Source organism: Micromonospora sp. NPDC093243 (assembly GCF_044753725.1).
Lineage (GTDB): Bacteria > Actinomycetota > Actinomycetes > Mycobacteriales > Micromonosporaceae > Micromonospora.
Genome location: NZ_JBIVNT010000001.1, coordinates 649,309 through 672,525, shown reverse-complemented (window position 1 = coordinate 672,525; position 23,217 = coordinate 649,309). Strand labels below are relative to the sequence as shown.

At 72.4% G+C, this 23,217-nt stretch carries 21 protein-coding genes; 10 read left to right on the top strand and 11 right to left on the bottom strand.

The window, feature by feature from the left end:
• Positions 1–6 precede the first annotated feature (6 nt).
• From rhaS to ACIP9D_RS03085, 6 genes are all read left to right on the top strand, one after another.
• Positions 7–1,092: a rhamnose ABC transporter substrate-binding protein gene (gene rhaS, locus ACIP9D_RS03110; RefSeq protein ID WP_350870400.1), complete on the top strand. Its 1,086-nt coding sequence runs from the start codon at positions 7–9 to the stop codon at positions 1,090–1,092.
• A 65-nt stretch (positions 1,093–1,157) separates the two neighbouring features.
• Complete coding sequence (locus ACIP9D_RS03105) at positions 1,158–1,511, top strand: L-rhamnose mutarotase (RefSeq protein WP_350870399.1); 354 nt, start codon at positions 1,158–1,160, stop codon at positions 1,509–1,511.
• Positions 1,508–2,689 carry an L-rhamnose isomerase gene (rhaI, locus tag ACIP9D_RS03100; protein WP_350870397.1) on the top strand — a complete coding sequence of 394 codons (1,182 nt, stop codon included), beginning with the start codon at positions 1,508–1,510 and terminating at the stop codon, positions 2,687–2,689. The genes ACIP9D_RS03105 and rhaI overlap by 4 nt, the downstream gene beginning before the upstream one ends.
• 25 nt (positions 2,690–2,714) lie before the next feature.
• On the top strand, positions 2,715–4,757 hold the full coding sequence (locus ACIP9D_RS03095) for a bifunctional aldolase/short-chain dehydrogenase (RefSeq protein ID WP_350870396.1): 2,043 nt from the start codon (positions 2,715–2,717) through the stop codon (positions 4,755–4,757).
• A 16-nt stretch (positions 4,758–4,773) separates the two neighbouring features.
• Positions 4,774–4,992 carry a LuxR C-terminal-related transcriptional regulator gene (locus tag ACIP9D_RS03090; protein WP_350870394.1) on the top strand — a complete coding sequence of 73 codons (219 nt, stop codon included), beginning with the start codon at positions 4,774–4,776 and terminating at the stop codon, positions 4,990–4,992.
• Positions 4,989–6,437, top strand: a complete 1,449-nt coding sequence (locus ACIP9D_RS03085; RefSeq protein WP_350870392.1) for a rhamnulokinase family protein — start codon at positions 4,989–4,991, stop codon at positions 6,435–6,437. The genes ACIP9D_RS03090 and ACIP9D_RS03085 overlap by 4 nt, the downstream gene beginning before the upstream one ends.
• Positions 6,438–6,468: 31 nt before the next feature.
• Here ACIP9D_RS03085 and ACIP9D_RS03080 read toward each other — a convergent pair whose 3' ends face one another.
• The 10 genes from ACIP9D_RS03080 to ACIP9D_RS03035 all read right to left on the bottom strand — a co-directional run bounded on the left by ACIP9D_RS03080 (position 6,469) and on the right by ACIP9D_RS03035 (position 16,181).
• Complete coding sequence (locus tag ACIP9D_RS03080) at positions 6,469–7,140, bottom strand: FCD domain-containing protein (RefSeq protein WP_350870389.1); 672 nt, start codon at positions 7,138–7,140, stop codon at positions 6,469–6,471.
• A 42-nt stretch (positions 7,141–7,182) separates the two neighbouring features.
• Entirely contained in the window at positions 7,183–8,034 is an 852-nt protein-coding gene (locus tag ACIP9D_RS03075; protein WP_350870387.1) for an amidohydrolase family protein, read from the bottom strand.
• Positions 8,031–9,041 (bottom strand): aldo/keto reductase, encoded by a 1,011-nt coding sequence (locus ACIP9D_RS03070; RefSeq protein ID WP_350870386.1) that lies wholly within the window; start codon positions 9,039–9,041, stop codon positions 8,031–8,033. The genes ACIP9D_RS03075 and ACIP9D_RS03070 overlap by 4 nt, the downstream gene beginning before the upstream one ends.
• Complete coding sequence (locus tag ACIP9D_RS03065) at positions 9,038–9,373, bottom strand: L-rhamnose mutarotase (RefSeq protein ID WP_350870383.1); 336 nt, start codon at positions 9,371–9,373, stop codon at positions 9,038–9,040. The genes ACIP9D_RS03070 and ACIP9D_RS03065 overlap by 4 nt, the downstream gene beginning before the upstream one ends.
• Positions 9,374–9,424: 51 nt before the next feature.
• Positions 9,425–10,450 (bottom strand): ABC transporter permease, encoded by a 1,026-nt coding sequence (locus ACIP9D_RS03060; protein WP_350870382.1) that lies wholly within the window; start codon positions 10,448–10,450, stop codon positions 9,425–9,427.
• Positions 10,447–11,913, bottom strand: coding sequence for a sugar ABC transporter ATP-binding protein (locus ACIP9D_RS03055; protein ID WP_350870380.1), 1,467 nt, complete (start codon positions 11,911–11,913; stop codon positions 10,447–10,449). The genes ACIP9D_RS03060 and ACIP9D_RS03055 overlap by 4 nt, the downstream gene beginning before the upstream one ends.
• 68 nt (positions 11,914–11,981) lie before the next feature.
• Positions 11,982–13,031 (bottom strand): sugar ABC transporter substrate-binding protein, encoded by a 1,050-nt coding sequence (locus tag ACIP9D_RS03050; protein ID WP_350870378.1) that lies wholly within the window; start codon positions 13,029–13,031, stop codon positions 11,982–11,984.
• Positions 13,032–13,196: 165 nt separating this feature from the next.
• Entirely contained in the window at positions 13,197–13,958 is a 762-nt protein-coding gene (locus ACIP9D_RS03045; protein WP_350870375.1) for an SDR family oxidoreductase, read from the bottom strand.
• On the bottom strand, positions 13,951–15,336 hold the full coding sequence (locus ACIP9D_RS03040) for an L-fuconate dehydratase (protein WP_350870374.1): 1,386 nt from the start codon (positions 15,334–15,336) through the stop codon (positions 13,951–13,953). The genes ACIP9D_RS03045 and ACIP9D_RS03040 overlap by 8 nt, the downstream gene beginning before the upstream one ends.
• Entirely contained in the window at positions 15,333–16,181 is an 849-nt protein-coding gene (locus ACIP9D_RS03035) for a fumarylacetoacetate hydrolase family protein (protein WP_350870372.1), read from the bottom strand. Before ACIP9D_RS03035 ends, ACIP9D_RS03040 begins: the two co-directional genes overlap by 4 nt.
• A 301-nt stretch (positions 16,182–16,482) precedes the next feature.
• Between ACIP9D_RS03035 and ACIP9D_RS03030 the strand changes: the two genes are divergently transcribed.
• From ACIP9D_RS03030 to ACIP9D_RS03015, 4 genes are all read left to right on the top strand, one after another.
• Positions 16,483–19,869 (top strand): glycosyl hydrolase family 95 catalytic domain-containing protein, encoded by a 3,387-nt coding sequence (locus ACIP9D_RS03030; RefSeq protein ID WP_350870371.1) that lies wholly within the window; start codon positions 16,483–16,485, stop codon positions 19,867–19,869.
• A 66-nt stretch (positions 19,870–19,935) separates the two neighbouring features.
• Positions 19,936–20,706, top strand: coding sequence for a (Fe-S)-binding protein (locus tag ACIP9D_RS03025; protein ID WP_350871127.1), 771 nt, complete (start codon positions 19,936–19,938; stop codon positions 20,704–20,706).
• 17 nt (positions 20,707–20,723) lie between these two features.
• Positions 20,724–22,145, top strand: a complete 1,422-nt coding sequence (locus tag ACIP9D_RS03020) for a LutB/LldF family L-lactate oxidation iron-sulfur protein (protein ID WP_350871125.1) — start codon at positions 20,724–20,726, stop codon at positions 22,143–22,145.
• Positions 22,127–22,744, top strand: coding sequence for an LUD domain-containing protein (locus tag ACIP9D_RS03015; protein WP_350870369.1), 618 nt, complete (start codon positions 22,127–22,129; stop codon positions 22,742–22,744). The genes ACIP9D_RS03020 and ACIP9D_RS03015 overlap by 19 nt, the downstream gene beginning before the upstream one ends.
• Positions 22,745–22,842: 98 nt before the next feature.
• Here ACIP9D_RS03015 and ACIP9D_RS03010 read toward each other — a convergent pair.
• Positions 22,843–23,217: hypothetical protein (locus ACIP9D_RS03010; RefSeq protein WP_400449220.1), on the bottom strand; the 375-nt coding region annotated here is incomplete at its 5' end.

Below are 23,217 nucleotides of genomic sequence, written 5' to 3'. Positions count from 1 at the left end.
ATGACGATGTCCGCTTATCGCACAGGGCTCCGTGTCGGGGCCACCAGCCTCACCCTCGCCGCACTACTGCTCAGCGCCACGGCCTGCGGCGGCACCACCCGGGAGAACTCCGGCAACGAACCCGGCGCCGGCAGTCAGGCCAGCGGTGGCGCCGATCCTGACGCCGCGATCAAGGAAGGGCTCAAGATCGCCTTCCTGCCGAAGCAGGTGAACAACCCCTACTTCACCGTCTCCGACAACGGTGGCAAGGCGGCGGTCACCGAGTTCAAGGGCGAGTACAAGGAGGTCGGCCCCTCCGAGGCCAGTGCCTCCTCGCAGGTCAGTTACATCAACACCCTGTCCCAGCAGGGCATGGACGTCATCGTCACGTCGGCCAACGATCCGAACGCGATCTGCGGCGCGCTGAACCAGGCGAAGGCCGCCGGCGCCAAGATCGTCACCTTCGACTCCGACACCAAGCCGGAGTGCCGTCAGATCTTCGTCAACCAGGTGACCGCGCAGGGCATCGCGGAGAACCAGGTCAAGCTCATCTCGCAGCAGATCGGTGGCGAGGGTGAGATCGCGATCCTCTCGGCCACCGCCAACGCGACCAACCAGAACGCCTGGATCGCGTTGATGAAGGAGGAGCTGAAGAAGCCCGACTACAGCAAGATCAAGCTGGTCACCGTGGCGTACGGCAACGACGACGACCAGAAGTCGTTCCAGGAGACCCAGGGCCTGCTGCAGTCGTACCCCAACCTCAAGGGCATCATCTCCCCGACCACCGTCGGCGTCGCGGCCGCCGCCCGCTACCTCAGCGGCTCCCAGTACAAGGGCAAGGTCAAGCTGACCGGGCTGGGCACCCCGAACCAGATGCGGGAGTTCGTCAAGGACGGCAGCGTCGACGCGTTCGCCCTGTGGAACCCCGCCGACCTCGGCTACCTCGCGGCGTACGCCGGCGCCGCGCTGGCCTCGGGGCAGATCACCGGTGCCGAGGGCGAGAAGTTCACCGCCGGCAAGCTCGGCGAGTACACCGTCGGCAAGGACGGCGTCGTCATCCTCGGCCCACCGACCGTCTTCGACAAGAACAACATCGACCAGTTCGACTTCTGACCGCTCACCGGGCGGTGCCGGCGTCCAACGGCGCCGGCGCCGCCGGGGGCGCCGACGGGAGAACCATGCCCCGCGTCTGCTTCACCCTTCAGGTCGATCCGGCCCGGCTGGCCGAGTACCGGGCCCGGCACGAGCGGGTCTGGCCCGAGATGCTCGCCGCGCTGGCCGAGAGCGGCTGGCACGACTACTCGCTCTTCCTCCGTTCCGACGGCCTGCTCGTCGGGTTCCTGGTGACCGACGACTTCCCGGCGGCCCTGGCCGCCATGCAGGCCCGCGACGTCAACGCCCGCTGGCAGGCGGAGATGGCGCCCTTCTTCCTCGACCTCGACCAGGGCGCCGCCGACCGTGCCATGCGGCCACTGGACGAGGTCTTCAACCTTGCGGCACAACTCGCCGCGGAGACGGGAGAGACACCATGACGCAGCCCGACGCGTCCACCCGGGACCGGATCACGCAGGCCCTGCGCGCCCAGCGCATCGAGACCGCCTCCTGGGCGTACGCCAACTCCGGCACCCGGTTCAAGGTGTTTCCGCAGGAGGGCGTCCCGCGCGACCCGTACGAGAAGATCGCCGACGCGGCGGTCGTGCACCGGCTCACCGGGGTCGCGCCCACGGTGGCCCTGCACATCCCGTGGGACCGGGTCGACGACTACGCCGACCTGGCGCGCCACGCGGCCGAGCTGGGCGTCACGTTGGGCGCGATCAACGCCAACGTCTTCCAGGACAACGACTACAAGCTGGGCAGCGTCACCAACCCGGATCCGGGGGTGCGGCGCAAGGCGATCGACCACCTGCTGGAGTGCGTCGACATCATGGACCGCACCGGCTCGCGGGACCTGAAGCTGTGGTTCTCCGACGGCACCAACTACCCGGGCCAGGACGACATCCGCGCCCGGCAGGACCGGCTCGCCACCGCGCTGCGCGAGACCTACGACCGGCTCGGCGACGACCAGCGGCTGCTGCTGGAGTACAAGCTCTTCGAGCCGGCCTTCTACACCACCGACGTGCCGGACTGGGGGACCGCGTACGCGCACTGCCTGGAACTCGGGCCGAAGGCGCAGGTCGTCATCGACACCGGGCACCACGCCCCGGGCACCAACATCGAGTTCATCGTCGCGTTCCTGCTGCGCGCCGGAAAGCTGGGCGGGTTCGACTTCAACTCCCGCTTCTACGCCGACGACGACCTGATGGTCGGGGCCGCGGACCCGTTCCAGCTGTTCCGGATCATGCACGAGATCGTCCGTGCGGACGCGTTGGCGCCGGCGGCCGGCATCGCGTTCATGCTCGACCAGTGCCACAACATCGAGCCGAAGATCCCGGCGATCATCCGGTCGGTGATGAACGTGCAGGAGGCGACCGCGAAGGCGCTGCTCGTCGACGCCGGCGCGCTGGCCGCGGCGCAGCGGGCCGGTGACGTGCTGGGCGCCAACGCGGCGCTGATGGACGCGTACCACACCGACGTGCGGCCGATGCTGGCCGAGCTGCGCGCCGACGTCGGTCTGGACCCGGACCCGATCGCCGCCTACGCCCGCTCCGGCTACTTCGAGACGATCCGGGCCGAGCGCGCCGGCGGGCAGCAGGCCGGCTGGGGCGCCTGACCACCACGAGTACGCAGACAGGGACGTGAGGACGATGCATTCCGAGGTTCAGGCGTTGATCGCGCGCAGCAACCGGCTCGGCGCCGACCCGACCACGACGAACTACGCCGGGGGCAACACCTCGGCCAAGGGCGAGGCCACCGACCCGGTGACCGGCGGTCCGGTCGAGCTGCTCTGGGTGAAGGGCTCCGGTGGCGACCTCGGCACCCTGACCGAGCCGGGTCTGGCCGTGCTCCGGCTGGACCGGCTGCGCGCCCTCGTCGACGTCTACCCGGGCCTCGCCCGCGAGGACGAGATGGTCGCCGCGTTCGACTACTGCCTGCACGGCCGGGGTGGGGCGGCGCCCTCGATCGACACCGCCATGCACGGGCTGGTCGACGCGGCGCACGTCGACCACCTGCACCCCGACGCCGGCATCGCCATCGCCACCGCCGCCGACGGCCCGGCGCTGACCAAGGAGATCTTCGGCGACCGGGTGCGGTGGGTCCCGTGGCGGCGGCCCGGCTTCCAGCTCGGCCTGGACATCGCCGCCGTGGCGGCGGCCAACCCGCAGGCGATCGGCGTCATCCTGGGCGGGCACGGCATCACCGCGTGGGGCTCGACCAGCGACGAGTGCGAGCGCAACTCGCGGGAGATCATCCGCACCGCCCAGGCGTTCCTCGACGAGCGGGGCCGGTCCGAGCCGTTCGGCCCGGTGCGTGCCGGCTACCAGCCGCTGCCGGCACCGGAGCGGCGGCGGCGGGCCGCGGCTCTCTTCCCGCTGCTGCGCGGCCTCGCCAGCACGGACCGGCGGCAGGTCGGGCACTTCACCGACAGCGATGTGGTGCTCGACTTCCTCGCCCGGGAACGGCATCCCGCGCTCGCCGCGCTCGGCACCTCCTGCCCCGACCACTTCCTGCGTACCAAGGTCCGACCGATGGTGCTCGACCTGCCGCCCACCGCGCCGATCGAGCAGGTGACCGCCCGGCTCCGGGAGCTGCACGCCGCGTACCGCGACGAGTACCGCGCCTACTACGAGCGGCACGCCACGGCGCAGAGCCCGCCGATGCGCGGCGCCGACCCGGCCGTCGTGCTCGTGCCCGGGGTGGGAATGTTCAGCTTCGGCCAGAACAAGCAGACCGCCCGCGTCGCCGGCGAGTTCTACCTCAACGCGATCAACGTGATGCGTGGCGCGGAGTCGGTCTCGCGCTACGCGCCCATCGACGAGGCCGAGAAGTTCCGCATCGAGTACTGGGCCCTGGAGGAGGCGAAGCTGCGCCGGATGCCGAGGCCGAAGCCACTGGCCACCCGGGTCGCGTTCGTCACCGGCGGTGGCTCCGGCATCGGCCGGGCGGTCGCGCACCGGCTCGCCGCCGAGGGGGCGTGCGTAGTGGTCGCCGACCGCGACGCCGAGGCCGCCGCCACCGTCGCCGCGGCGATCGGCACCACCGACGTGGCGGTCGCCGTCGCCGCCGACGTCACCGACGCCGCGGCCGTCACCGCCGCGCTGCGGGACGCGGTGCTCGCCTTCGGCGGGGTGGACCTGGTGGTGAACAACGCCGGCCTGTCCATCTCCAAGCCGCTGCTCGAGACCACCGAGGCGGACTGGGACGTGCAGCACGACGTGATGGCCAAGGGATCCTTCCTGGTCGCCCGGGAGTCCGCCCGGGTCATGCTCAAGCAGGGATTCGGCGGCGACATCGTCTACATCGCCAGCAAGAACTCGCTCTTCGCCGGCCCGAACAACGTGGCGTACGGCGCGGCCAAGGCCGACCAGGCGCACCAGGTCCGGCTGCTCGCCGCGGAGCTGGGCGGGCACGGCATCCGGGTCAACGGCGTCAACCCGGACGGGGTGGTGCGCGGCTCCGGCATCTTCGCCGGCGGTTGGGGCGCCCGACGGGCCGCGGTCTACGGCGTGCCCGAGGAGAAGCTCGGCGAGTTCTATGCCCAGCGCACCCTGCTGAAGCGGGAGGTGTTGCCGGAACACGTCGCCAACGCCGTCTACGTGCTCACCGGCGGCGACCTGTCGCACACCACGGGGCTGCACGTCCCGGTGGACGCCGGCGTCGCCGCGGCCTTTCTCCGCTGAGGCCGGTGCGGGCGAGATGAGGACGACGTCACCGGTGGACGATCCGATGCTCGGCGAGGCGGACCTGCGACTGCTGCGACTGCTCGCGAGCGGCCTGCCGCTGGAGACGGTGGCGCGGCGCACCGCGCTCTCCGAGCGCACCGTGCGGCGGCGGGTGCGGGCCATCTGCGACCGGCTCGGCGTGACGACGCCGATCGAGGCCGTGGTGTGGGCGGCCCGGCGGGGGATGCTGTGAGCCTGCGCGTCGCCGCGGTCGACCTCGGCGCGTCCAGTGGCCGGGTCATGGTCGGCCGCGTCGACCCGGCCTCGCTGGAGCTCACCCAGGCGCACCGGTTTCCCAACGAGCCGGTGCGGGTGGGCGAATCCCTGCACTGGGACATCCGCGGCCTCTACCGAGGTGTGCTCGACGGCCTGCGGGCCGCCGGACCCGTCACCAGCATCGGGATCGACTCCTGGGCCGTGGACTACGGTCTGCTCGACGCCGCCGGAGAACTGCTCGGCGACCCGGTGCACTACCGCGACCGGCGTACCGACGGGGTGGCCGAGCGGGTGGCTCCGCGGCTGGGGGAGCGGCGGCTCTACGCCACCACGGGGTTGCAGCAGTTGCCGTTCAACACCCTTTATCAGCTCGTCGCCGCCGCCGGCACGCCGCAGCTGGTGGCGGCGCGGTGGTTGCTGCTGATCCCGGACCTCGTCACCTACTGGCTCACCGGTGCGATCGGCGCCGAGATCACCAACGCCTCCACCACCCAGCTCTACGACCTGCGCCGACGGGCGTGGGCCCACGACCTGATGGCCGACGCCGGGATCCCCGCCGAGCTGTTCCCGCCGCTGCGCGAGCCCGGCACCCCGGTCGGCCCGGTGCTGCCCGCGTTGGGGCTGCCCGGCGAGCCTCGGGTTGTCTCGGTGGGCTCGCACGACACCGCGTCCGCGGTCGTCGGGGTGCCGGCGGCCGGGGAGCATTTCGCGTACGTCTCCTGCGGCACCTGGTCCCTGGTCGGAGTGGAGCTGGACGCGCCGGTGCTCGGCGAGCCGAGCCGGCTGGCCAACTTCACCAACGAGTCCGGGGTGGACGGCACCATCCGCTATCTGCGCAACGTGATGGGCCTGTGGCTGTTGCAGGAGTCGGTGCGCGCGTGGGGGAGCGTCGACCTGCCCACCCTGCTGCGGCAGGCGGCGGGGGAGCCGGCCTTCCGCTCGGTCGTCGACCCGGACGATCCGGCGTTCCTGCCGCCCGGTGACATGCCGACGCGGATCGCCGACGCCTGCCGGCGGGCCGGTGAGCCGGTGCCGACCAGCCCGGCCGGCACGGTCCGCTGCATCGTGGACAGCCTGGCCCTGGCGCACCGCCGCGCGGTACGCCAGGCGCAGCAGCTCTCCGGCCGGCACGTGGACGTCGTGCACGTGGTCGGCGGCGGCGCCCGCAACGAGCTGCTCTGTCAGCTCACCGCCGACGCCTGCGGGCTGCCGGTGCTCGCCGGGCCGGTCGAGGCGACCGCGCTGGGCAACGTCCTGGTGCAGGCCCGGGCCGCCGGCGTCGTCGGTGGGGGCCTGCCCGCGCTGCGGGCGGTGCTGCGCGAGACCCAGCAGATCGTGCGGTACGAGCCGCGCGGCGACCAGGCGGCCTGGCGGGCCGCCGAGGACCGGATGGGTGGGATGCGGCTGCCGCGCTCATCGTGACGTGCGCCGGTCACCTGTCCGGCCCGCCCGCTCAGAGCACCCGGCGCAGCCACTGCTCCACGCCGGCGACGTGCACCGTGGCCCAGGACCTGGCCAGGTCGGCGTGCCCGGAGGCGACCGCGTCCAGGATGGCGGCGTGCTGCTCGCGGGTCTTGGCGACCGCACCCTCCTGGGTGAGCCCCCGCCAGACCCGCGCCCGGGTGGTCGGGCCGGAGAGGCTGTCGAGCAGGGACGAGAGCACCTTGTTGCCCGCGCAGACGGCGATCAGCCGGTGGAACTCCAGGTCGTTGGCGACCAGCTCGTCGATGCTCGGATCGTCGCCGAGCCCGTCGAGCACGCCGCGCAGCGCGGCGAGATCAGTTTCGGTCGCCCGCTGCGCGGCGAGCGCGGTCGCGGCCGGTTCGAGGATCCGCCGGACCTCGAGGAACTCCAGCACCGTGTCGTCGCGGTGGAAGTCGACGACGAAGCTCAGGGCGTCGAGCAGCAGCGCCGGATCCAGGCTCGTCACGTACGTCCCGTCGCCCTGTCGGACGTCGAGGACCCGGATCAGCGACAGCGCCCGGACCGCCTCACGCAGCGAGTTGCGGGACAGCCCCAACCGTTCGGCCAGATCGGGTTCGCGGGGCAGGCGGTCGCCCGGGCGCAACTCGCCGGCGACGATCATCTGCTTGATCTTGTCGATCGCCTCGTCCGTGACAGCCACGTTCTCCCCCGCCTTCGTCCGTACCGCAGAGTATGAGACCGTTCAACGCCCGAGCCGGTAGGTCCGCGCCGCGGTGTCGCCGAACACCGCCGCCCGCTCCCCGGGCGACAGCGGTGGCAGCGCCTCGGTCAGGGCCGCCAGCACCGCCTGGTAGTCGGCGGCGAGCCGGCAGACCGGCCAGTCGGACCCGAACATCAGCCGGTGCGCGCCGAAGCGGGCGAGGGCCTCGGTCACGAACGGACGCAGGTCGGCCACCGTCCAGCGCTCCCAGTCGGCCTCAGTGACCAGCCCGGAGAGCTTCGCCGTGACGTTCGGCTCGGCGGCGAGCGCCGAGATCGGACCGGCCCAGGCGGCCAGACCGGCGTCGCCGTCCCGGATCCGTGGTTTGCCCAGGTGGTCGAGGACGAATCGCAGCTCGGGCACGCCGCGGGCGGCCCGGGTCACGGCCGGCAGCTGGTCGACCCGGACCACCACGTCGAGGGCCAACCCGGCGTCGGAGATGGTGCGCAGGCCGCGTCGGACCTGCGCGCGGTCCAGGTAGTCCGGGTCCGTCTCGGCCTGCAGCTGCGGGCGCAGGCCGACCAGCAACTCGCCGCCGGGCAACCGCCGGTAGCCGGCGATGGTGTCGGCGAGCGCCGGGTCGGCGGGGTCGACCCAGGCGACCACCCCGGCGATCGTCGGGGTGCGCCGGGCGTGGTCGAGCAGCAGGGCCGCCTCGTCGAGGTCGCAGCGGCCCCCCTCCACCAGGACCGTCCGGTCGACGCCGGCGGCCGTCAGCTCCGGCCGCAGGTCGTCGGGGACGAACGAGCGTCTGATCGGGGCCAGCTCGGGCGCGTCCAGCCATCGGTAGCCGTCCTCGACCCGCCACAGGTGGTGGTGCGCGTCGACGATCACGCCACACCGACCGACGGGGCGGGCAACGGCGCGTCCGGGCGGAGCAGGCCCTCGGCGATCAGCTCCGACCAGAAGTCGCCGGTCGGGGGCGCCGCGGCCGACAGCGCGGCGTTGCGCCGGACCTGGTCGGGGCCGTGGGCGCCCACCACCACCGCGGCGACGGCCGGGTGCGCGGCGGCGAAGGCGAGCGCCGCGGCCGGCAGCGAGGTGCCGTGCCGGGCGCAGACCTCGGCGATCGCCCGGGCCCGGTCCAGCACCGCGGCCGGCACGTCGGCGTACTCGTAGGGGAGACCGGCGTGTGGACGCGGCACGGCCAGCAGACCGCTGTTGAAGACGCCCGCGTTGAGGACCGAGACGCCGTGCTGCTCGCACTCGGGCAGCAGCGTGTCGAGCGCCGGTTGCTCCAGCAGGGTGTAGCGGCCGGCCACCATGACCGCGTCCACCTCGGTCTCGGTGACGAAGCGGCGCAGCACCTGCCACTGCTTCGATCCGGCCCCGATCGCGCCGATGACGCCCTGGGCCCGCAGCTCGTGCAGCGCCGGGTAGGCCTGCGCCAGCGCCGGCGTCTGGTGGTCCTCCGGATCGTGGATCAGCACGAGGTCGATCCGGTCGAGGCCGAGCCGGATCAGGCTGGCATCCAGGGAGCGGCGCACCCCGTCCGCGGTGAAGTCCCAGACGCGCCGGTGGTCCGCGACCACGTCGAAGCCCTCCGGGTCGCGCCGCCCGCCCCCGGACCGCTCCGGAACGAGCAGCCGACCCACCTTCGTGCTGACCGTGTACGCCGGCCGGGGCAGGGCACGCAGCGCGTCGCCGAGCCGGCGCTCGGAGAGCCCGAGACCGTAGTGCGGCGCGGTGTCGAAGTAGCGGATCCCGCTGTCCCAGGCGGCCGCCACGGTGGCGATGGCGTCGGCCTCACCGATCGGCGTGTAGAGGTTGCCGAGTTGGGCGCAGCCGAGACCGAGCCGACCCACGGTCACCTCCGACCGGCCCAACCGCACGCCGGTCATCGGATCGCCCCGTCCCGCTCGGCGGGCAGCGCCCACACCAGGGGCAACCCCGAGTCGGTGCCCGAGTAGTCGTCCGGCACGTCGAGCAGCGGAGCCATCCGGGCCTGCCACGCCACGTTCGCGGGATGCTCGCGCAGCGCGTGCCGCATCCGCTGGTAGTCCTCGACCTCGACCAGGTGGAACAGGTCCGGTCCGTCCCGCCAGATCCACCAGCCGCGCACCCCGGCGGTGCGGATCGCGGTCGCCAGCTCCGCCGGGATGCTGGCGTGGACGTCGTCGTACTCACTCTCGCTGCCCGGCCTGAGCCGGGTGTGCAGGGCGATCCGCTGCATGGGCGACGCTCCTTCCGTTGCCTGTCCGGGTCACTGCTGGTGCGCGTCCGGCTAGTCCTGGGCCTTGCCGGAGGTGAGGCGGGCGAGGATCAGCGCGACCAGGATGATGCCGCCGTAGATGGCCTGGATCCACTGGGCGGACACCCCGCCGAGGGTCAGGATGTTGTTGATCAGACCGAGGACGATCACGCCGCAGAGCGCGCCGAAGAGCGTCCCCTTGCCGCCGTCGAGGCTGATCCCGCCGATCACCGCCGCGGCGAAGACGGTGAAGATCATGCCGTCGCCCTGCGCCGCCGCGACCGAGCCCAGCCGGCCGGTCATCAACAGACCGGCCAGCGCGGCCAGCAGGCCCCCGATCATCAGGACCGCCCAGACCACCCGGTCGGTGCGGATACCGGCGGCCCGGGCGGCGTCGGTGTTGCCACCGATGGCGTAGACGGACCGGCCGTGCCGGAAGAAGCCGAGCGCGGCGATGCCCACCACGAAGAGGGTGCCGCTGATCCAGATGGACGCCGGTACGCCGAGCCAGAGCGCGCTGCCGAGGTAGAGCACCGAGGGCGGAATGTCGAAGAGGTTCTGCCCGCCGGTGATCCCGATCTGCAGACCTCGCAGCACGATCAGCATGCCGAGGGTGACGATGAACGCGGAGAGCTTGAACCGCAGGATCAGCAGGCCGTTGAAGGCCCCGATCGCCAGCCCGGTGAGCAGGCAGAGCACGATGGCCAGGCCGGCCGGCAGCTCGGTGCCCAGCCCGTTGCTGGCCGCCGGGATGACCAGCGCGACGGCCAGCGCCGGCGCCAGTCCGATCGTCGACTCCAGCGACAGGTCGAACTTGCCGGCGATGAGGATGATCGCCTCGGCGAGCACCAGCAGCGCCAACTCGGTCTGCTGCTGCAGCACGTTGGTGATGTTGGCGGCGCTGAGGAACACCGGGTCGATGAGCGCGCCGACCACGATGAGCAGGAGGATCGCGGGGACCAGCGCGAGGTCCCGCAGTCGGGCCAGCGGTAGCCGGCCGATACCGGGCCGGCCGCCGGTCGGCGTCGGCGGCTTGACGATGGTCTGGGTGCCGGTCACGGCTGCTCCACTCCCTCCACTGCGGCCACCAGCTCGGCGTCCGTCCAACCCCGGGACACCTCCCGGACCACCTGCCCGTGGAACATCACCAGCACCCGGTCACACGAGCGCAGGTCGTCCAGCTCGTCGGAGACGATCAGCACGCCGGTGCCCCCGTCCGCCGCCTCGGCCACGGCGCCCAGCAGCGACGCCTTGGAGCGGACGTCCACGCCGGCCGTCGGGCTCACCATGACGAGCGCCTTGGGTTCGTTGGCCAGCGCCCGGGCCAGCACGACCTTCTGGGCGTTCCCGCCGGAGAGGCCGCTGACCGGCTGGTCCGGTCCGTCGGTCTTGATGTCGTACGTCTGGATCATGCGCTCGGCCGCGGCGCGGCGCCGGGCCGGCGCGACGATCCCGCCGCGCCCGAGCCGGTCGGTGATCGGCAGCGTGGCGTTCTCCGCCACCGATAGCAGCGGCACGAGACCCTCCCGGTGCCGGTCCTGCGGCAGGTAGCCCAGCCCGGCCGCGAGGGTGGCCGGGACGCTGCCCGGCTTCGGGGTGCTGCCGGCGATCGTCACCGTGCCGCTGTCGGCCTTGCGTAGCCCGGCGATCGTCTCGGCGAGGGCCACCTTGCCGCTGCTGCCCGAGCCGATCAGGCCGACCAGTTCCCCGGCCCGCACCGTCAGGTCGATGCCGTCGTAGTAGCCGGCCAGCCGCAGGCCGGCCAGGCCGAGCACCACCGGCGCGCTCGCCGGCACCGGCGGCCGGGCGGTCCCGGCGCCGAGCGTCGGGCCGCTGTCACCGGTCATCGCGGCGACCAGTTCGTCACGGGAGAGCGTCTGCACCGGCTGGGTGAGGATGTGCCGCGCGTCGCGCAGCACGGTCACCGTCTGGCACACCTCGTAGACCTCCTGCAGGTGGTGCGAGATGAACAGGAAGGTGACCCCGGCGGCCTGCAGTTCGCGCATCCGGGCGAAGAGCCGGTCGATGGCGGCGGCGTCGAGCTGCGCGGTCGGCTCGTCGAGGATGATGAACGTGGCGCCGATCGAGAGCGCCCGGGCGATCTCGACGAGCTGCCGTTGCTCCACGGTGAGCGAGCCGGCGAGCGCCGCCGGGTCGACGTCCACCCCGTACCCGGCCAGCAGGTCGGCGGCGCGGCGGCGCAGGCCGCGCCAGTCGATCAGGCCACCGCCGGCCTGTCGGTTGAGGAAGAGGTTCTCCGCAACGGTCAGCGCGGGGATGATCGTGGACTTCTGGTAGACGCAAGCCACCCGTTGCCGCCAGGCACTGCGATTCGCCAGCGCCGGCGCGGGCGTGCCGTCGAAGCGGATCTCCCCGCTGTCCGGCCGCTGCAAACCGGTCAGGATCGACACCAGCGTGGACTTGCCGGCGCCGTTGCGGCCGACCAGGCCGTGGGTCTCGCCGGCCTGGACGGTGATGCCGGCGGCGTCCAGCGCCACGGTCGCCCCGTACCGCTTGGACACACCGCGGGCCTCCGCGGCCGGGGCGGTGGCCCCGGCCGCGGAGCTCGCACTCTGCTCGTGACTGGTCATCACTTGCCGATCTGGTTTCCCCAGAGCGCCGGATCGTCGACATTCTCCTTGGTCACCAACGGTGCGGCGATCTGGTCCTCGAGGCCGTTGCCGATGTCGATGATGGTGCTGTCGTGATCGGTCGGGCCGGGCTGGAAGGTCTTGCCCTCGGCCGCCGCCTTCGCGTAGTAGAGCGCCCACTTGGCGTAGAGGTCGGCGGGCTGGGAGACGGTCGCGTCGATCTCGCCCTTGCGGATCGCCTCGAACTCCTGCGGGATGCCGTCGTTGGAGACGATGAAGATGTGCTTCGGGTCGGTCGGCGGGACCAGCAGGTTCTTCGACCGGAGCACCTGCAGCGTCGGCGCCAGGAAGACGCCGCCGGCCTGCATGTAGACGCCCTTGATGTCGGGGTGCTGGGCCAGGCGGGTCTGCAGCGCCGCCGCGGCCTTGGCGCCCTCCCACTCGGTCGGCTCCTCGAAGATGGTGATGCCGGGGAACTTCGTCTTCATGCACTCGGCGAAGGCTTCCGAGCGGTCCCGGCCGTTGATCGAGGAGAGCGAGCCCTGGAACTCGATCACCTTGCCCTTGCCGCCGAGCTTCTCGCCCAGGAACTCGCAGGCCTTCTGCCCGTAGGCGCGGTTGTCAGCGCGCACGACCATGAAGACCTTGCCCTTGTCGGGGCGGGTGTCGACGGAGACCACCGGGATCTTGCGGTTGTCGAGGGTGTCCAGGGTGGAGGCGATCGCACCGGTGTCCTGCGGCGCCATCACGATCGCCTTGGCGCCCTGGCTGGTCATCGCCTGCACGTTGGCGACGAGCTTGGAGACGTCGTTCTGGGAGTTGGTCGGGGACATCAGGTTGATGTCGTACTCGTCGGCGAACTGCGGAACGTACTTGGCGTAGGAGTTCCAGAAGTCGGAGTCGGCGCGGGGCAGGTCGATGCCGATCTGCGGGCTAGATCCGGCCTGGCCGCCCGTCCCGCTCGACGACGAGTCACCACAGGCGACGGTGCCCAGGGCGAGGATCGTGGCGACGGCGATCCCGATCGGGGTCCTGGCGGTATGTCTCACGGTGGTCCTCCATCCAGTGTGGATACGGTGAACGCTTCTCGGAGGCAAGCGGGAAACACGCTGTTAATACATCGGATGTCTATCAGTCGATCTAAGGCCCGGCAAGACCTGATAGCGCGATTTTGCGGGACAGGCCAGATGGGATGGCCGTGGTACATCGGATGTTCAGCCCGGGGGCGGGGTGGGACGCAGTCGTAGGCCGTGCATGCCGCCGTCGACGGCGAGCACGCTTCCGGTGGTCGCCGCGGCCAGCGGGCTCGCCAGGTAGGCGATCGCGGCGGCCACCTCCTCCGCGCTCACCAGCCGACCGGTGGGCTGTCGGGCCCGCAGCGCGGCCAGCTCCGCCGCCGGGTCGTCCGCCGCGTCGAGCAGCCGGCGTACCCAGGGCGTGTCGGCCGTTCCGGGGTTGACACAGTTCACCCGGACGCCCTCGCGCACGTGGTCGGCGGCCATCGCCAGGGTGAGCGCCTGCACGGCGCCCTTGCTGGCGCTGTAGAGCGCCCGCTGCGGCAGGCCGGCCGAGGCGGCGATCGAGCAGGTGTTGACGATCGCGGCGTGGGCCGAGGCGCGCAGGTGGGGGAGCGCGGCCCGGGTCACCCGGACGATGCCGACCACGTTGACGTCGAACACCCGGTGCCACTCCTCGTCGGAGTTGGCCTCCACGGTGCCGCTCGCCCCGATGCCGGCGTTGTTGACGAGGACGTCGATGCCGCCCAGCGACCGCGCCGCGGCGGCGACCGCGGCCCGGACGCTCACGTCGTCGGTCACGTCGGCGGCGAGCCCGAGCAGTGGCTCGGGTACGTCCTCCGGACGCAGGTCCAGACAGGCCACCCGCGCTCCACGGGCGGCGAGCAGCGTGGCGGTCGCGAGGCCGATGCCCGACGCGCCGCCGGTCACCACCGCCGCCAGACCGGTGAACTCAGCCACGGTGCCACCCCGCCTCCGGCAGCGCCGAGCCCGGCTGTCGCGGCTGCGGTGGCCGGGGGATCGGTTCCGGCGCCTCGGGCGTCTCCGCCGACCAGACCGGGCCGTGCGGGTAGGCGTACTCGCTCAGCGTCCGGGGCCGGATGGTGGCGCTGAAGCCGGGCGCGGTCGGCGCGACGTAGCGGCCCCGGCTGATCACCACCGGGTCGACGAAGTGCTCGTGCAGATGATCGACGTACTCGATGACCCGGCCGCGCATCTCGCCGGCGACCGCCACGTAGTCGAACATCGCCAGGTGCTGGACCAGCTCGCAGAGCCCGACCCCGCCGGCGTGCGGGCAGACCGGCACGCCGAACTTCGCGGCCAGCAGCAGGATCGCGATGTTCTCGTTGACCCCGGCCACCCGGGTCGCGTCGATCTGCAGGTAGGAGATCGCGTCGAGCTGGAGCAACTGCTTGAAGAGCACCCGATTGGCCACGTGCTCGCCGGTGGCGATCCGGATCGGCGCCAGCTCCCGGGCGATCGTGGCGTGCCCGACCACGTCGTCGGGGCTGGTCGGCTCCTCGATCCAGTACGGGTCGAAGGGCGCCAGCTCGCGTACCCATTTGATCGCCGTCGGCACGTCCCAGCGCTGGTTGGCGTCGACCGCGATCGGGAAGTCCGGCCCGCAGGTCTGCCGGGCGATGGTCATCCGCCGGATGTCGTCGGCCAGGTCGGCGCCGACCTTCAGCTTGATCTGGCCGAAGCCGTCGGCCACCGCCTCCTTGCAGAGCCGGCGCAGCTTGTCGTCGTCGTAGCCGAGCCAGCCGGGTGACGTCGTGTAGGCCGGAAAACCGGCCGACAGCAGGTGCTCCTCGCGTTCTGCGCGTCCGGGTCGCGCCGCCCGCAGGATCTCCAGCGCCTCCTGCCGCGTCAACGCGTCGCTGAGGTAGCGGAAGTCGACGAGGTCGACCAGTTCCTCGGGGCTCAGTCGGCTCAGCAACTGCCAGAGCGGCAGCCCCTCCCGCTTGGCCCGCAGGTCCCACAGCGCGTTGACGACCGCGGCGATCGCCATGTGCATGACGCCCTTCTCCGGGCCGAGCCAGCGCAGCTGGGAATCGTGGACCAGCTCGCGCCAGAGACCGCCCAGGTCGGCCAGGACCGCGGCCACCGGACGCCCCACCAGGTACGGACGCAGCGACGCGATCGCCGCGGCCTGGACGTCGTTGCCGCGACCGATGGTGAAGGCGAACCCGTGCCCCTCGTGGCCGTCACCGGCGTCGGTGCGGAGCACCACGTAGGCGGCCGAGTAGTCCGGATCGGGGTTCATCGCGTCGGAGCCGTCGAGCGCCCGCGAGGTCGGGAAGCGGATGTCGGCGATGTCCAGCTCGGTGAAGATCATGCCTGCCCCACCACCTGTCGCTGTCGGCCCAGACCGTCGATCTCCACTTCGATCACGTCGCCGGACCTCAGGTAGGGCTTCGGATCCGGCTGGCCGAGCGCGACCCCGGCCGGAGTGCCGGTGTTGATGACGTCTCCCGGGTGCAGCACCATGAACTGGCTCAGGTAGCGGACCACCTCGGCCACCGGAAACACCATGTCCTTGCTGGTGCCGTCCTGGCGCAGCACACCGTTGACCCAGAGCCGCAGCCGGAGCTGCTGCGGGTCGGGGATCTCGTCGGCGGTCACCAACCAGGGGCCGAACGGGTTGAAGGTCTCGCAGGACTTGCCCTTGTCCCACTGGCCGCCGCGCTCGAGCTGGAACTCGCGCTCCGAGACGTCGTTGGCGACGGCGTAACCGGCGATGCAGGCCATCGCCTCCTCGGTGCTGCTCAGATACCGCGCCGGACGGCCGATGACCACCGCCAGCTCGACCTCCCAGTCGGTCTTGGCGCTGCCGCGGGGCACCAGGACGGCATCGTCGGGGCCGATCACCGTGTCGGGCGCCTTCAGGAAGACCACCGGCTCGGCGGGGAGCGGCGCGCCCGTCTCGGCGGCGTGGTCCCGATAGTTCAGCCCGATGCAAACGATCTTGCCGGGGCGCAGCGGCGGGCCCACGCGTACGCCCGCGCCGTCGAGCACCGGCAGTTCGTCAACCGCGACCGTGGCCAGCCGGCTCAGGCCGTCGGCCGCCAGGAACGCGGCGTCCAGGTCGTCGATCACCCCGCTGAGGTCGCGTAGCCGTCCATCCTCGTCCAGCAGCGCCGGGGACTCCTGCCCCGGCGCGCCCATCCGCAACAGCCTCACCCGTCGCCCCCAGACACCGTCTCGCAATGTGCCAGCAATACATCCGATGTCTATCAGGCCCTCGCGACGCTCCACAAGACCGCGACCCGCATCCAGGCCGGCACCGTCGAAGGTGGAGGCGGCGTCGGGAGAGGCAGCGCCGAGGTGAGGCGGTGCGATCGACGAGACTGAGTCCTTGTTTCTCGATGGTGTCCTTTGTAACCTCGTGCTCAAACATCGGAGGCATGCCGCAGGTGATCCGTTCTCGTGGAGATCGGCCCGCCAGGCTCCCGCTCGGCCCTCGGACGATCCGGAGACCCCCATGGATGACCCTCGCCGCTGGCGAGCCCCTCGTCGGCTGACCGCGGTGGCCCTGGTGGCCGTGCTGGCCGCGGCGCTCCCCGCCTGGTCGGCCCCTTCCCCGGCGGTCGCCACCACGGGCGCGCCCGCCGCGGCCGCCCAGGACCCGCTCACCCTCTGGTACGACGAACCGGCCGCCGACTGGGAGACCCAGGCGCTGCCGATCGGCAACGGCGCCCTCGGTGGAATGGTCTTCGGTCGGGTGGCGGCGGAGACCGTGCAGTTCAACGAGAAGACGCTCTGGACCGGCGGCCCCGGCTCGGCCGGCGGCTACAACTTCGGCAACTGGACCTCGCCCCGCCCCGGTGCCATCGAGGAGGTGCAGCGCCTGATCAACGAGCGCGGCCGGCTGACTCCGGAGGAGGTGGCGAGCCGGCTCGGCCAGCCCAAGAGCGGCTTCGGGTCGTACAACACCTTCGGCGACCTGTCGCTGCGGCTCAGCCAGGATCCCGGCGCCGTCCAGGAGTACCGCCGTGAGCTGAACATCGGCCGGGCCGTCGCGACGGTCTCCTACCTCGACGACGGGGTGCGCTACACCCGCGAATACTTCGCCAGCCACCCCGACGGGGTGCTGGTGGTCCGCCTCTCCGCCGACCAGCCGGGCCGGATCGGCTTCACCGCCGGCGTCACCGCGCCGAACAACCGGTCCCGGACGGTCACCGCCAACGGCGGCCGGATCACCTTCACCGGCGCGCTCAACGACAACAAGCTCAGGTACGAGTCGCAGATCCAGGTGAACGCGGAGGGCGGCGCCGTCACCGCCGGCGCCGACGGCACGGTCAGCGTGCGGGACGCCGACGCGGCCACCGTGGTCCTGGCCGCCGGCACCGACTACGCGCCGGGCTACCCGAGCTACCGCGGCGCCGATCCGCACCCGAGGGTGACCGCGACGGTGGACGCCGCGGCCCGGAAGACCTACGCCGAACTGCTCGCCGCGCACACCGCCGACCACCGCGCGCTCTTCGACCGGGTCCGACTGGACATCGGCCAGGCGATGCCCGACATCCCGACCGACGACCTGCTGCGCGGCTACACCGGCGGTGCGTCGCCGGCAGACCGGGCCCTGGAGGCGCTCTTCTTCCAGTACGGCCGCTACCTGCTGATCGCGTCGTCCCGGGCCGGCTCACTGCCGGCGAACCTGCAGGGGGTCTGGAACAACTCGACCAGCCCGCCCTGGGACGCCGACTACCACGTCAACATCAACCTCCAGATGAACTACTGGCCGGCCGAGATCACCAACCTGTCGGAGACCACCGCGCCGCTCTTCGACTACGTCGACTCGATGGTGCCGCCGGGCCAGGTCACCGCGGCGCAGGTCTACGGCAACCGGGGCTGGGTGGTGAATAACGAGACCAACATCTACGGCTTCACCGGCCTGCACAACTGGGCCACCTCGTTCTGGTTCCCCGAGGCCGGCGCCTGGCTCGCCCAGCACTACTACCAGCACTACCAGTTCACCCGCGACGAGCGGTTCCTGCGCGACCGGGCTTATCCGATCATGAAGGAGCTCGCGCTCTTCTGGCTCGACGAGCTGGTGGTCGACCCGCGGGACGGCAGGCTCGTCGTCTCGCCGAGCTACTCCCCGGAGCAGGGCGACTTCACCGCCGGGGCCTCCATGTCGCAGCAGATCGTCTGGGAACTCTTCACCAACACCGTCGAGGCGGCCGGGATCGTCGGCGGCGACAACGCGTTCCGCAAGGAGCTGCGGGCCGCGCTCGACAAGCTCGACCCGGGCATCCGGGTCGGTTCGTGGGGGCAGTTGCAGGAGTGGAAGGAGGACCTGGACGACCCCGAGAACGAGCACCGGCACGTCTCGCACCTGTTCGCCCTGCATCCGGGGGACCAGATCTCCGCGCTGGAGGACCCCGAACTGGCCGCTGCGGCCCGGGTCTCGCTCGCCGCCCGGGGTGACGGCGGTACCGGCTGGAGCAAGGCCTGGAAAATCAACTTCTGGGCCCGGCTGCTCGACGGCGACCACGCGCACAAGATGCTCACCGAGCAGCTGCGGCAGAGCACCCTGACGAACCTCTGGGACACCCACCCGCCGTTCCAGATCGACGGCAACTTCGGCGCCACCTCCGGCGTCGCCGAGATGCTCCTGCAGAGTCAGAGCGACAGCGTGCACGTCCTCCCGGCGCTGCCCAGTGCCTGGCCGGAGGGGTCGGTCAGCGGGCTGCGCGCCCGCGGCGACCTGACCGTCGACACGAAGTGGTCGGCCGGGGCTGCGACCGAGATCGCCGTCACCGCCGGGCGGAGCGGCGAGGTGAGCCTGCGCAGTCCGCTCTTCGCCGGACCGTACCGGCTGCTGGACGCCAACACCGGCAAGCGGGTCACCGCGTCGCCGAAGGGTGAGCGGCTCACCTTCGCGGCGCAGAAGGGGCACCGCTACGTCGCCACCGCGCAGGTCGGCTTCGCCGTCGACGCGCCGCAGACGCTGGAGGTCGGCGAGTCCGGGACGGTCTCGGTGACGGTCACCGCCGCGGGGAACCTCGCCCCGTCGACGCTGAAGCCGGTCCTGCCGGCGGGCTGGAGCGCGCGCCCGGCCCGGTTCGAGGTGCCCCGGCTGCGCGCCGGCGACTCCCAGGTGTACCGGTTCACGGTCACCCCGTCGGCGCAGGCCGCCCCGGGGCGCAGCCGGATCGGGGCACGGCTGGTCGGCGACGGGTGGCGAGCCTCCGCGTGGACCGCCATCGCGCTGCCGGTCCCGCCGCCCTGCGCGCGACCCGACCCGGGCCACCCGCTCGTCGCCTGGGATCCCGCCAGCGGCGACACGGTCGCCGACCGGTCGCCCAACGGGCGTACCGCCACGGTGCAGGGCGGCGCGGCCTACGTCACGGACGGGCCGACCGGTAGCGCGCTGGCGCTGGACGGCACCCGCTACCTGCGGACCGCCCCCACCACGCTGGGTTTCCTGGAGACCGCGACGTTCGCCGCCGAGGTCAAGGTGACCACCAGCGGCAGCTACCGGCGGCTCTTCGACTTCCAGCCCGGCGGCGACCCGGGCACCGACGGGGTGCTCATCGACCTCACGCCGAACAACCAGGTGCGGTTCATCGGCGCCGGCACCGGCGTCACCAGCAACGCCACCATTCCCGTCGGACGCTACGTCGACCTGGTGATCACCATGGACGACGCCGGCGCCATCGTGGTCTACGTCGACGGCCAGCAGGCCGGCACGGCCAAGGTCCCGGACGGTGGCATTCTCGGCTGCGCCAACCGCGAACTGCGGTTCGCGGCCGACCAGGACGGCGGGCAGCGACTCACCGGTGAGGTGGACCGGATGGCCATCCTGCCCGAGGCGCTCCTGGCCGACCAGGTCGCCACCTGGCAGACTCGTGCCTTCGGCTGACCCTCGACAGCGGACGGGTGACGTGGCGGCCCGACCGGCCGCCACGCACCGGATGGGCGGGTGACGATGCGGGTCGCGCTCTTCGTGACGTGTCTGGCCGACACGATGTTCCCCGCGGCGGCCACTGCGACGGTACGGCTGCTCGAGCGGCTCGGGCACGAGGTGGTCTTTCCCGAGCAGCAGACCTGCTGCGGGCAGATGCACGTCAACACCGGCTACGTGGCCGACGCGGTGCCGCTGGTCCGGCGGCACGTGCGCACGTTCGAGCCGTACGACGTGGTCGTGGCGCCGTCGGGGTCCTGCGTGGGGTCGGTGCGTCACCAGCACGCGATGGTGGCCCGCCGGGCCGGCGAGGAACGGTTGGCCAGCCGGGCCGAGGAGGTGGCGCGGCACACCTACGAGCTGTCGGAGTTCCTCGTCGACGTGCTGGGAGTGACCGACGTGGGCGCGTACTACCCGCACCGGGTGACGTACCACCCGACCTGCCACTCGCTGCGGATGCTCCGGGTGGGTGACAAGCCCCTGCGACTGCTGCGGCAGGTCCGCGGCCTGGACCTGGTCGAGCTGCCGGCGGCCGAGCAGTGCTGCGGCTTCGGCGGCACCTTCGCGGTGAAGAACGCCGACACCTCGACGGCGATGCTCGCCGACAAGCTGCGCCACGTGCTCTCCACCGGCGCCGACGTGTGCGCCGCCGGCGACTCGTCCTGCCTGATGCACATCGGCGGTGGGTTGTCCCGGCTGCGCACCGGGGTGCGCACGGTGCACCTGGCCGAGATCCTGGCCGCCACGGAACAGACCGCCGCCGACGCGGCCGGCGCGACGGGGGCGCGACCGTGACCCGCACCTTCCTCGGCATGCCGGCGACCGCGCCACGCGGCGTGGGTCACCTCCGCGGCGACGAGCCGTTCCCGGTGGCCGCCCGGCGGGCCCTCGCCGACCCGCAGCTGCGCCGCAACCTCGGGCACGCCACCACCACGATCCGCGCCAAGTCCGGCGCGGTCATCGGCGAACTGCCCGACTGGGAGCGGCTGCGCGCCGCCGGCTCCGCCATCAAGGCCGACGTGATGGCCCGCCTGCCGGAGCTGCTGGAGCAGCTGGAGGCCGCGGTCACCGCCGCAGGCGGCACGGTGCACTGGGCCGCCGACGCGGTGGACGCCAACCGGATCGTCACCGAGCTGGTGGCCGCGACCGGCAGCGACCGGGTCATCAAGGTCAAATCCATGGCCACCCAGGAGATCGGCCTCAACGAGGCCCTGCACGACGCGGGGATCACCCCGGTGGAGACCGACCTGGCCGAGCTGATCGTGCAGCTCGGCGACGACCGGCCCAGCCACATCCTGGTACCGGCGATCCACCGCAACCGGGCCGAGATCCGCGAGATCTTCCTGCGCGCGATGCCCGGTGTCGACCCGGCGCTGACCGACGACCCGGCGGCGCTGGCCGCCGCCGCCCGCCGCTACCTGCGCCAGACCTTCCTGAGCACCCGGGTGGCGGTCTCCGGCGCCAACTTCGCCGTCGCCGACACCGGCACGCTCGCCGTCGTGGAGTCCGAGGGCAACGGGCGGATGTGCCTCACCCTGCCCGACACGCTGATCACCGTGATGGGCATCGAGAAGGTGGTGCCCACCTGGCGCGACCTCGAGGTGTTCCTGCAACTGCTGCCACGGGCGTCGACGGGGGAGCGGATGAACCCCTACACCTCGATGTGGACCGGCGTCACCCCCGGTGACGGACCACAGGCCTTCCATCTCGTGCTGCTGGACAACGGGCGCAGCGCCGTCCTCGCCGACGAGGTGGGCCGGCAGGCGCTGCACTGCATCCGCTGCTCGGCCTGCCTGAACGTCTGCCCGGTCTACCAGCGCGCCGGCGGGCACGCGTACGGGTCGGTCTATCCCGGGCCCATCGGCGCCGTGCTATCGCCCCAGCTCACCGGGGTTGAGGACAATGCCTCCCTGCCGTACGCCTCGTCGCTCTGCGGCGCCTGCTACGACGCCTGTCCCGTGAAGATCGACATCCCGGAGCTGCTGGTCCACCTCCGCGCCGAGCACGTCGCCGCCCAGCGTCGGCCGTCCGCCGAGTCCGTCGCGATGGCCGCCGCCGCGTACACCATGGACCACCCGGCGCTGTACGCGGCCGCGCAGCGCGCCGCGCGGCTCACCCGCCTCGCCGGCCGTCGTGGTCGCGGCCTGCCTCCGCCGCTCTCCGGCTGGACCATCGGCCGCGACCTGCCGGAACCCCCGGCGCAGACCTTCCGCGAATGGTGGGCGCAGCGGTGAACCCCCGGGAACTCGTCCTGGCCCGGGTCCGCGCGGCCCTCGGCGCTGCCCCGGCCGCACCCACCGACATCGCCCGCGACTACCGGCCGGCGGGCGGAAGCGTCGACCTGGACCTGCTGGTTCGGCGGCTCACCGACTACCGGGCCACCGTGCACCGGTGCGCCGACGACGAGGTGGCGCAGGTGGTGGACGCGATCTTCGGCGGCCGGCGGGTCGTCGTCCCCCCGGCGCTGCCTCGGCGGTGGCTGCCCGCCAGCGTCGCCGCTCTTGCCGACGACGGCCTCTCCGCGGAGCAGATCGCCGCCACCGATGGGGTGGTCACCGCGGCCGCCGTGGCCGTCGCCGAGACCGGCACGATCGTCCTCGACGGCGACCCCGACCAGGGGCGGCGCGTCATCACGCTCCTGCCCGACGTGCACGTCTGCGTGCTGCGCGCCGACCAGGTGGTCGCCGGTGTGCCGGACGCGATCGCCCGGCTCGATCCGCGCCGCCCGCTGACCTGGATCAGCGGACCCTCCGCCACCAGCGACATCGAGCTCAACCGGGTGGAGGGCGTGCACGGCCCACGCAACCTGCACGTGGTCATCGTGCCGGTCTGAGCCCACGCTGGCCACACCACCGGTGCTCCCGCGCCCGGGACGGCGCGGCGGCCGGCCGGCGGGCCCGCGACCCGCGGGCCCGCCCTGCCCCGGCGCCGCTACTGCCCGAGCTGGTGCTGGTAGATCCGCTGCTGCGCCCCACGGACGAACAGCCGCAGCTCACCGCCGTAACTGACGAGTGCCGGCCCCGACGTCGCTCCGGGCCCGCCGGGCAGACCCGACCATCCCGACCATTCCAGGGTGGTCAATGTGTAGCGGGTGGCACGGATCGTGTCGCCGGCCCCGCGGACGACGAGGTGCAGGTCGCCGCCGTAGACGGCGGTGGCGGGTGCGGAGGTGGCGCCCGCCGGGCCGGGTACCGCCGACCAGCCGGACCACCGGTCGGTGGTCAGGGTGTAGCGGGTGTTCCGCACGGTGCCGGCGGTGCCCCGGGCGAAGATCCAGAGGTCGCCGCCGTAGACGGCGGTCGCCGG

Bases quoted from the DNA above. Each gene is read 5' to 3' on its own strand.
- rhaS (WP_350870400.1), top strand. From the start codon at position 7: ATGTCCGCTTATCGCACAGGGCTCCGTGTCGGGGCCACCAGCCTCACC.
- ACIP9D_RS03105 (WP_350870399.1), top strand. From the start codon at position 1,158: ATGCCCCGCGTCTGCTTCACCCTTCAGGTCGATCCGGCCCGGCTGGCC.
- rhaI (WP_350870397.1), top strand. From the start codon at position 1,508: ATGACGCAGCCCGACGCGTCCACCCGGGACCGGATCACGCAGGCCCTG.
- ACIP9D_RS03090 (WP_350870394.1), top strand. From the start codon at position 4,774: ATGAGGACGACGTCACCGGTGGACGATCCGATGCTCGGCGAGGCGGAC.
- ACIP9D_RS03070 (WP_350870386.1), bottom strand. From the start codon at position 9,041: ATGACCGGCGTGCGGTTGGGCCGGTCGGAGGTGACCGTGGGTCGGCTC.
- ACIP9D_RS03065 (WP_350870383.1), bottom strand. From the start codon at position 9,373: ATGCAGCGGATCGCCCTGCACACCCGGCTCAGGCCGGGCAGCGAGAGT.
- ACIP9D_RS03040 (WP_350870374.1), bottom strand. From the start codon at position 15,336: ATGATCTTCACCGAGCTGGACATCGCCGACATCCGCTTCCCGACCTCG.
- ACIP9D_RS03030 (WP_350870371.1), top strand. From the start codon at position 16,483: ATGGATGACCCTCGCCGCTGGCGAGCCCCTCGTCGGCTGACCGCGGTG.
- ACIP9D_RS03025 (WP_350871127.1), top strand. From the start codon at position 19,936: ATGCGGGTCGCGCTCTTCGTGACGTGTCTGGCCGACACGATGTTCCCC.
- ACIP9D_RS03020 (WP_350871125.1), top strand. From the start codon at position 20,724: ATGCCGGCGACCGCGCCACGCGGCGTGGGTCACCTCCGCGGCGACGAG.
- ACIP9D_RS03015 (WP_350870369.1), top strand. From the start codon at position 22,127: ATGGTGGGCGCAGCGGTGAACCCCCGGGAACTCGTCCTGGCCCGGGTC.